General features: G+C 52.7%; 2 tRNA genes and 2 rRNA genes (1 of these 4 cut by a window edge). All 4 read right to left on the bottom strand.

The features are described 5' to 3' along the window. Nucleotides 1-143: ribosomal RNA gene (locus tag FEK29_RS17730) — 23S ribosomal RNA — on the bottom strand (it extends 2,684 nt beyond the left edge of the window). Nucleotides 144-286: 143 nt separating this feature from the next. Continuing rightward, a tRNA-Ala gene (locus FEK29_RS17725) sits at nucleotides 287-360 on the bottom strand. Nucleotides 361-541: 181 nt separating this feature from the next. Beyond that, a tRNA-Ile gene (locus FEK29_RS17720) sits at nucleotides 542-615 on the bottom strand. A 154-nt stretch (nucleotides 616-769) separates the two neighbouring features. Further along, nucleotides 770-2,294 (bottom strand): 16S ribosomal RNA (locus tag FEK29_RS17715). The 16S and 23S rRNA genes sit together here with 2 tRNA genes alongside, the layout of an rRNA operon. Nucleotides 2,295-2,500 lie beyond the last annotated feature (206 nt).

Genomic DNA, 2,500 nt, shown 5'->3' with positions numbered 1-2,500 from the left:
CTTCAACATGCCGGGTTGCCCCATTCGGATATCCGCGGATCATATCGTATGTGCCGATCCCCGCGGCTTTTCGCAGCTTATCACGTCCTTCGTCGCCTCTGAGAGCCTAGGCATTCCCCATACGCCCTTTTCCAGCTTGTCGCCTTTCCTTTTGTTCTATTCTACTTGTACTCTTTACTTTATAAAGATTCGTGTTTCTTTTTTTTTAGGTATATACAACAACATCACATGCCGTTGTATTCCCTGTTCCAATATGTCAATGAACCTGTCGCCCCTAAAGGGCATGTGGAGAATATCGGAGTCGAACCGATGACCTCCTGCGTGCAAGGCAGGCGCTCTAGCCAGCTGAGCTAATCCCCCATATACCAGTAGTTGGCACATAGTAGTTAGTAGTTAGACCATAACCACTACTCAACTTCCAGAATTTCCAATACTTCATACTCAATGAACGTTCCCCCAAAAAACGGGGCTCGTAGTCCCAGGCAGACTTGCTTCGACTGCGCTCAGCACAGGCTTCTCGTCGGACCTTTGGCCTACTTTGTAGTCCCAGGCAGACTCGAACTGCCGACCTCTACATTATCAGTGTAGCGCTCTAACCAGCTGAGCTATGGGACTGTCCCTACTTCAACGCCAGTTAAGGCGCTTCCGTATTTGTTATATATCATGATTGCGGAGATCTTATTTCAAAGAACATAAATAAATCGAAAAAACGGGACCGAAGGACCTTCGAAGGCCGCCGGGGACCGTCCCTTGAAGGGACAATCTCTAGAAAGGAGGTGTTCCAGCCGCACCTTCCGGTACGGCTACCTTGTTACGACTTAGCCCTAGTTACCGATCTTGCCCTAGGCCGCTCCTTGCGGTGACGGACTTCAGGCACTCCCGGCTTCCATGGCTTGACGGGCGGTGTGTACAAGGCCCGGGAACGTATTCACCGGATCATGGCTGATATCCGATTACTAGCGATTCCAGCTTCACGGGGTCGAGTTGCAGACCCCGATCCGAACTGTGACAGGTTTTATAGATTCGCTCCGCCTTGCGACGTGGCCGCTCTCTGTACCTGCCATTGTAGCACGTGTGTGGCCCAGGACGTAAGGGCCGTGATGATTTGACGTCATCCCCACCTTCCTCACGGTTTGCACCGGCAGTCCCGTTAGAGTCCCCATCATGACATGCTGGCAACTAACGGTAGGGGTTGCGCTCGTTATAGGACTTAACCTGACACCTCACGGCACGAGCTGACGACAACCATGCAGCACCTTGCAATCCGTCCGAAGAAAAGTCCATCTCTGGACCTGTCGAACTGCATTTAAGCCCTGGTAAGGTTCCTCGCGTATCATCGAATTAAACCACATGCTCCACCGCTTGTGCGGGCCCCCGTCAATTCCTTTGAGTTTCATTCTTGCGAACGTACTCCCCAGGTGGGATACTTATCACTTTCGCTTGGCCGCCCAGGCCTCAAGGGCCCGGACAGCTAGTATCCATCGTTTACGGCGTGGACTACCAGGGTATCTAATCCTGTTCGCTCCCCACGCTTTCGTCCATCAGCGTCAGTACATGGTTAGTCACCTGCCTTCGCAATCGGTGTTCTATGTGATATCTATGCATTTCACCGCTACACCACATATTCCGGCAACTTCACCATGACTCAAGACCGGCAGTATCAAAGGCAGTTCTATAGTTGAGCTACAGACTTTCACCCCTGACTTACCGGCCCGCCTACGGACCCTTTAAACCCAATAATTCCGGATAACGCTCGGACCCTCCGTATTACCGCGGCTGCTGGCACGGAGTTAGCCGGTCCTTATTCTTACGGTACCGTCAACAGGGCACACGTGCCCCTTTTTCTTCCCGTATAAAAGCAGTTTACTACCCATAGGGCATTCTTCCTGCACGCGGCATGGCTGGATCAGGCCCTCGCCCATTGTCCAATATTCCTCACTGCTGCCTCCCGTAGGAGTCTGGTCCGTGTCTCAGTACCAGTGTGGGGGATCCCCCTCTCAGGGCCCCTACCCATCGCGGTCTTGGTAGGCCGTTACCCTACCAACTAACTAATGGGACGCATGGCCATCCTCTACCGCCCGAAGGCTTTAACCATAAAACGATGCCGTTAAATGGTACCACGGGGCATTAATCCAAGTTTCCCTGGGCTATTCCCCTGTAGAGGGCAGGTTCCATACGCGGTGCGCACCCGTGCGCCGGTCGTCGGCGGAGCAAGCTCCCCGTTACCCCTCGACTTGCATGTGTTAGGCCTGCCGCTAGCGTTCATCCTGAGCCAGGATCAAACTCTTCATCGTTGTTCTTTGTTTACTCGTCCCAACGACCTCCGAAATATGACTCCCCGGCCCCGATTCTCTCGATCTAATTCTTTATATTCTCTACCATCGCATCCCATTAAAAGGACGCGATTCTCTCCACAATATTTCAATGAACAATTCTGTAACTAGGCCGGCCCCCCGACCCCGTCATCGCCCAGTGCCTCACTAAGCGGGTGCAAATATAC

Origin of the sequence: Maribacter aurantiacus (assembly GCF_005780245.1) — a bacterium.
GTDB lineage: Bacteria > Bacteroidota > Bacteroidia > Flavobacteriales > Flavobacteriaceae > Maribacter > Maribacter flavus.
The sequence above is the reverse complement of the archived record's forward strand: the minus strand, read 5'-3'. Positions and strand labels throughout refer to the sequence as shown.